The organism is Stenotrophomonas sp., from assembly GCF_036662295.1.
Classification (GTDB): Bacteria; Pseudomonadota; Gammaproteobacteria; order Xanthomonadales; family Xanthomonadaceae; genus Stenotrophomonas.
The window spans coordinates 1-6618 of sequence record NZ_JAVWXA010000014.1 but is presented as its reverse complement, the minus strand read 5'-3'; the positions used below and the strand labels follow the sequence as shown (position 1 = coordinate 6618).

The following is a 6618-nucleotide window of genomic DNA, read 5'->3' as shown; positions in this document are numbered from 1 at the left end:
GCTGGCGTGCATGCAAAGGCCGTCTATGACCGCACAGCGCTGGTGGATCGCACCATCGGCACGGTGTCCAAGAACCTGATCGAAGGCGCGCTGCTGGTGGTGGTGGTGCTGTTCCTGCTGCTGGGCAATGTGCGCGCTTCGTTGATCACCGCGGCAGTGATCCCGTTGGCAATGCTGTTCACCATTATCGGCATGGTGCGTGGCGGCGTGTCGGGTAACCTGATGAGCTTGGGCGCCCTGGACTTTGGCCTGATCGTGGATGGGGCGGTGATCATCATCGAGAACTGTCTGCGCCGGTTTGGGGAGGCGCAACACGCACTGGACCGCCAGCTCAACGACGAAGAGCGCTTTGATCTGACCGCCTCGGCCACGGCTGAGGTGATTCGCCCCAGTCTGTTTGGTCTAGGCATCATCGCGGCGGTCTACCTGCCGATCTTCGCGCTGTCCGGGGTGGAAGGAAAAATGTTCCACCCGATGGCGATCACGGTGGTCTTGGCCCTGACCGGTGCGATGGTGCTGTCGCTGACCTTCGTACCGGCGGCAATTGCCACCTTCCTGCGCGGCCGTGTGGCCGAGCACGACAACCGCTTGATGCGCTGGTCACGTGCCCGCTACACGCCGCTGCTGGAGTGGGCGCTGCGGCGGCGTGTCGTAGTGCTGACAGGCGCGGCCGTGCTGGTGGTGGGGTGTGGCGTGCTGGCCACCCGCTTGGGCTCGGAGTTCGTGCCGAGCTTGGATGAAGGCGACATCACCTTGCAGCCCATGCGTATCCCCGGCACCAGTCTGGAGCAGTCGGTGGCCATGCAGGAAACGCTGGAGAAGCGCTTGGCCCAGTTCCCGGAGGTGGCCAACATCTTCTCCAAGATCGGCACCGCCGAAGTGGCCACCGACCCGATGCCCCCCTCCATGGCCGATACCTTTCTGATGCTCAAGCCCCGCGACCAATGGCCCGACCCGCGCAAACCCAAGGCCGAGCTGGTGGAAGAGCTGGAGGCGGCGGCCAAGGAGATCCCGGGTAGCAACTACGAGTTCACTCAGCCCATCCAGATGCGCACCAACGAATTGATCTCCGGCGTTCGCTCGGACGTTGCGGTCAAGGTCTACGGCGACAATCTTGACCAGCTGACCCGCCTGGCCAGCCGGGTCGAGCGCGTCCTGCGCGGGGTCCCCGGCGCCGAAGACGTCAAGGCCGAGCAGGTTACTGGCCTACCACTGCTCACCATCACGCCAGATCCAGCGGCATTGGCGCGGTATGGATTGAATCCGGGTGACGTGCAGGACACGGTGGCAACCGCCATCGGCGGTAGCGTCGCTGGCCAGCTGATCGAGGGCGACCGCCGATTCGACCTGGTGGTGCGTTTGCCCGAATCGCTGCGGCAAGACCCGGCTGTGCTTGCGGACCTGCCCATTCCACTGCCGGAGAGCACCAGTATCGATGAGTCCAGCCGTGTAGCCGCTGGTGCCAACGGTGGGCCTCGCACTGTTCCACTACGAGAAGTGGCGAAGATACAGGTAGAGCGCGGGCCCAACCAGATCAATCGTGAGAACGGCAAGCGTCGAGTGGTGATCACCGCCAACGTGCGTGAGCGTGATCTTGGCGGATTCGTTGGCGATCTGCGTACCCGCATCGGCCAGGATGTACCTCTTCCAGAGGGGTACTGGATCGATTATGGCGGCACGTTCGAGCAGCTGATCTCGGCCAGCCAGCGCTTGGCGGTAGTTGTCCCGGTCACATTGGCGCTGATCTTCGCCCTGCTGTTCATGGCCTTCGGCTCGGCCAAGGATGCCGCCATCGTGTTCAGTGGCGTTCCCTTGGCATTGACTGGTGGCGTAATCGCCTTGGCTCTACGCGGAATTCCGCTGTCAATCTCTGCGGGCGTAGGCTTCATTGCGCTTTCGGGCGTGGCAGTACTCAATGGCTTGGTCATGATTGCCTTCATCCGCCGACTGCGTGAGCAAGGCGACGCCCTCGAAGATGCTGTCCGGGATGGCGCCCTGGGGCGACTACGACCGGTCTTGATGACTGCCCTGGTGGCTTCCCTTGGTTTCCTGCCGATGGCTTTGAACGTAGGCGCTGGTTCTGAAGTACAGCGGCCGCTGGCCACGGTCGTAATCGGCGGTATCGTGTCCTCGACCGCGCTGACGCTGTTGGTCCTGCCGGTGCTGTACCGCTGGCTACATCGCGACCGCGGCAGTCGTGGCGATGGCGCTATCCAAGATCCCTCAACCTCATGAACGAGATCAATTTGGAAGAGGTCCGGGCAGCGATGTTCACGGACCCGGGCGTGAAAGCGGTAGACGGCCTGCGGCTCGTCCCAGGCCTGGCACCTGGACGCGCGATTGCGGCCACCATCACTGTCGCTGCCCCCTCGGTGGACCTTGACGTGGTCCACGCTGTGATCGCCCGGGTACTTTTCGATCAATTCGGCATCGAGCGGGCAGTGCTTTCCTTCAACGACCCTGGGCCAGTGCCGCCGCCACCCACGGCGGCGCCCTTGAAGAAATTGTGACCGCTGCAAAGCCCGTACAGATCGTTGCCACGAAGCTACCCTACGTTGCCAGCCGCTCCAGCACTGTACTCGTCACGTCGGTCAGCCATGCCCAGTCCGTGGGCCTACTGCGTGTCCGTGCAAACTGTTGCGGCGCTAAGTCGTTTGAGCTTGAGGGGTATAGACTTGGTGGCCCAAAAGCGCGCACGTGCCGTTATACACAAACGCCACACTCTGCCTCGCCCGGGTGAAGGCGACGTAATACTTGGGTGGCGCCGTTATGCGGGACGCGTCGGCAGTGCGCAGGTACTGCGTCAAAGGCCCATTAGGGAAGATGAGCACACGGCTATAGGTGCGTCCCTTGGACTGACCGAAGTTCATTGCTGGTAGGCCATCGCAAGCCTGCCGTCGGTCATGCCGCAGCACGGCTGGGGCAAACTCCTGCATGTACGCAGTGACATGCTCGGGCGCGACCAGGTATATGCCATCGTGACCGGTCAACTGATCATTGCCTGATTGGGTCCGGGGCATCTGTGGATAGAGCGCGTCGGCCAGATCACACAAGGCCTGCACGCATCGTAAACTCGTGAGGCGGTGATCGATCTGGCACAGGCCGTGCGACTCCCAAAGCTGGAATAACGTCGCCAAGTTCGGTCCGCGGAACTGGCTGTACCGAGGCGCGTAGTTGGTGGCGTAGGTCGCTTGGCGCGTGTCGCCCACTAGCGTAACGCCGATGGGGCTCTTCAACAGGCGCTCAATCAGATCTAGGTCGTAGCCAGCCAAGTCCTGCACTTCATCGACGTACACTTCGTCGTACATGTCCGCCAAGCGCGAGATGACCTGACCATGAGTTAGCTCATCGCAACGAACGGCGAAATCCGAGGCCCGATCCGAGTACATCCTGTCGCCTGCCAGATAGTGGCGGGAAATCTGCGAGCGGGGTGCCCGGTTGTTAGTCCGTCCTTCAACGAACTGAATCGATTCAACCCGTGGCTCGCGACACAGTGCCGCCTGATAAGGTCGAATACACTCGCGCAGCAGAAATCCGTACCAGCTATACAAGGGGACGATAGAGAATTCGGAAAAAATCGTACGCTAAGCTTCGCGAGTTCTTGTAACCAATTCATTGTTTTTTCAATGGATGAAAGAAAATGGCGAAAGCTATTTGACAAACAAATCGGGATCTTATAACTTACCTACCAAGTAGTCGGTAGATGAAATAAAGCCATGAAACTCAATTCAGATCTTTCGCAGCGTGTTGTCGTCGAGCCTTCAAGCTTACAGTGGGTCGATTCGCCAGCGACCGGGATTCAACGCCAGTTACTGGAGCGTGATGGCGACGAAGTGGCGCGTGCCACCTCGATCGTGCGATACGCGCCGGGCTCCGCTTTTGAAAATCATAAGCACGACTTGGGCGAGGAGATTCTGGTCCTGGACGGCGAATTCAGCGACGAATCCGGGACCTTCGGGCCTGGGACTTACATCAAGAATCCACCAGGTTCTTCGCATGCACCGAGCTCCGCGACGGGTTGCACGTTGTTCGTCAAGCTGCGCCATCTTGATCTAGCCGACAGCCAACGCACCGTGGTCGACACCCGTAACGGCCCCTGGTTTCCAGGCCTCGTGCCGGGTCTGTCGGTGATGCCACTTTCTGAGTTCGACACACAACATACGGCTTTGGTGCGCTGGGCCCCGGGGACACGATTCAATTCGCATCGTCACTACGGCGGTGAAGAAATCTATGTGTTGGAAGGCGTCTTTGAGGATGAGTTCGGAAGCTACCCTACCGGCACATGGATGCGCAGTCCGCATTTGAGTGCTCACCGTCCCTTCAGCAATACAGGCTGCACCATCCTGGTCAAGACAGGCCACCTGCCAGTCGCCGAATCAAATGAGGCGCTTGCATGAAGCATTTCTCCGAAATCTCGCCGACCGCCGAGCGGGTGGTCGATGCCGCTGAAGGGTTGGTACAGCAGCACGGCTACAACGGCTTCTCATACGACGACGTGGCCCAGTTGGTAGGCATCAAAAAACCAAGTATCCACCACCACTTTCCCAAGAAGGGTGAACTCGTGGCCGTGGTCGCACAGCGCTATACGCACCGGTTTCGTGAGGAGTTGCTGAGCATCGAAGGGCAGCATGCGAAAGCGCCTGACAGGCTAACTGCGTATGCGGCACTTTTCGAACGCACCTTCGCCAAGGACCGGCGCCTTTGTGTCTGCGGCATGTTGGGTGCCGAGTCGGACTCGCTGCCGGACGCCGTTGTGAGCGAGGTCGAGCGATTCTTTAAAGTCAATCTCGACTGGTTGACTCTTGTCGTTGCCGATGGTCAGCGTGCCGCGCTGATCACCTCGAATTCCACCCCAGAGGCTCTCGCAGAGGCATTCTTGTGCGCGTTGGAAGGCTCGATGATGGTGGGCCGTGGCATGCGGTCGTCACGCGGACCGGCCGAAGTTGGAAACACTTTTCTTTCCACCGTGTTGACCTGAGGTCGGCACTTTTTTTGCAACACAACCCTACCATTTAGTTGGTAGTTAAGGAGATTATTATGAGTACTGAATTTAATGGCAAGAAGTTGTTGGTCATCGGCGGCACTAGCGGGATGGGACTGCAAACTGCCCGCATGGTTCTTGAGCAAGGCGGAAGCGTCGTCATCGTCGGTCACCGTGAAGACAAGGCCGAAGAGGCCCGCAAGGCGCTGTCGTCGTTGGGCACCGTGACCGCCCTGACTGCCGATCTCTCGCGAGCCGAAGATGTGAAGCGACTCCTGCATACCATCGATGAACACCACAAGGACATCAATCTTCTGGTCAACGCGGCTGGGGTGTTCTTCCCGAAGGCGTTTCTTGAGCACACGGAAAGTGATTACGAACAATATTTGACGTTGAATAAAGCGTTCTTCTTCATCACACAAAAAGTCGTGGCCAATCTCGTGGCCAGCGAGCGTCCCGGCGCCATTGTGAACATCGGCTCGATGTGGGGCAAGCAGGCGATTGCGGCTACGCCGTCGTCCGCGTATTCGATGGCAAAAGCAGGTTTGCATTCGCTGACCCAGCACCTTGCGATGGAGCTGGCATCCAAACAAATCAGGGTCAATGCCGTTTCTCCGGCGGTTGTCGAAACGCCGATTTACGAGGGATTCATACCCAAGGCCGAGGTTCATGGCGCCTTACAGGGATTCAACAGCTTCCACCCAATCGGCAGGGTTGGGACGCCACAAGACGTCGCCGAGGTCATCCTCTTCCTGTTGTCGGACAAGGCAGCATGGGTGACGGGCGCAATCTGGGACGTTGACGGCGGCGTGATGGCCGGGCGTAACACATAATGGGGGAACGAGAAATGAACACAAACATTAAAGGAACTCCCGGCAACGGGATCAACGTCGGCGCATTGCGTGAGTTTGCAGATCAGGTCGCAGCAAAGCCCGCCGCAGGCATCGCGACGTTCGGCGTCGTGACAACCTGGGAGGGTGGCACCCGGACGCGTGCGCGAACCATGCCGCTCGTACTAGGTGACACGGCCTTGGCGCGCGGCTTTGTCATCGACGCGGACGAACCGGCAGAATTGCTCGGTACCGACACGGCCGCTAATCCACAAGAATTGATCCTGGCTGCGTTGAACGCATGCATGACTGCAACCTACGCGGCAAATGCGGCGGCAATGAACATCGAGTTGCAATCGCTGACTATCCGCACGAAGGGAAGCCTCGATCTGAGAGGTTTTCTTGGAATCGATCCTGGGATCAATCCAGGGTACGACCAGGTCGAGTATGAGGTCGAAATGGAGTCGTCGGCGGATTCGGCGGCGCTGAAAGCATTGCACGCGCAGGTGCAGCGAACATCGCCGAATTACCACAACTTCGCGAGAGCCATTGATCTCAAGGCCAAGCTGACCATTCTCCAATGATCGAGTCAGTGTTTCCCGTGGTTGGCTGACGGGAGGCCAAACCAGATGCGCTATGACGGAAGGTTCAACCTTCCGTCATCACGTTCTCTGGAATACGCAGTGTCAATTTGAGGTATACCCTAACTGGATGTCAGGCAGAACCGCGCAGCTCCGTCAGAATAGAGTCTTCTGTCGTTTTCAGAAGACGACCGCACCATCTGACTGGATGTAACGCCTGGTGTGC

7 protein-coding genes are annotated in these 6618 nt (G+C 59.2%); 6 read left to right on the top strand and 1 reads right to left on the bottom strand.

The window, feature by feature from the left end; translation table 11 throughout:
* Both RSA25_RS04465 and RSA25_RS04460 read left to right on the top strand, forming a co-directional pair.
* Positions 1-2235: CusA/CzcA family heavy metal efflux RND transporter (locus RSA25_RS04465; protein ID WP_332807707.1), on the top strand; the 2235-nt coding region annotated here is incomplete at its 5' end.
* A complete protein-coding gene (locus RSA25_RS04460) occupies positions 2232-2510 on the top strand; it encodes a hypothetical protein (RefSeq protein WP_049397649.1) in 279 nt (92 codons plus the stop codon). The genes RSA25_RS04465 and RSA25_RS04460, both read left to right, overlap by 4 nt.
* A gap of 135 nt (positions 2511-2645) precedes the next feature.
* Here the strand turns inward: RSA25_RS04460 and RSA25_RS04455 are convergent, their stop codons facing one another.
* Positions 2646-3389: a UvrD-helicase domain-containing protein gene (locus tag RSA25_RS04455; protein ID WP_332807745.1), complete on the bottom strand. Its 744-nt coding sequence runs from the start codon at positions 3387-3389 to the stop codon at positions 2646-2648.
* A 327-nt stretch (positions 3390-3716) separates the two neighbouring features.
* On the opposite strand from RSA25_RS04455, the gene RSA25_RS04450 reads away from it, so the two are divergent.
* Genes RSA25_RS04450 through RSA25_RS04435 form a run of 4 tightly spaced genes read left to right on the top strand, consistent with a single transcriptional unit; the run spans position 3717 to position 6395 of the window.
* Positions 3717-4397, top strand: coding sequence for a cupin domain-containing protein (locus RSA25_RS04450; RefSeq protein ID WP_004574802.1), 681 nt, complete (start codon positions 3717-3719; stop codon positions 4395-4397).
* Positions 4394-4978 carry a TetR/AcrR family transcriptional regulator gene (locus RSA25_RS04445; protein WP_004574803.1) on the top strand — a complete coding sequence of 195 codons (585 nt, stop codon included), beginning with the start codon at positions 4394-4396 and terminating at the stop codon, positions 4976-4978. The genes RSA25_RS04450 and RSA25_RS04445 overlap by 4 nt, the downstream gene beginning before the upstream one ends.
* 59 nt (positions 4979-5037) lie before the next feature.
* Positions 5038-5814, top strand: coding sequence for an SDR family oxidoreductase (locus RSA25_RS04440; RefSeq protein WP_004574804.1), 777 nt, complete (start codon positions 5038-5040; stop codon positions 5812-5814).
* A gap of 14 nt (positions 5815-5828) precedes the next feature.
* Entirely contained in the window at positions 5829-6395 is a 567-nt protein-coding gene (locus RSA25_RS04435) for an OsmC family protein (RefSeq protein ID WP_004574805.1), read from the top strand.
* Positions 6396-6618 lie beyond the last annotated feature (223 nt).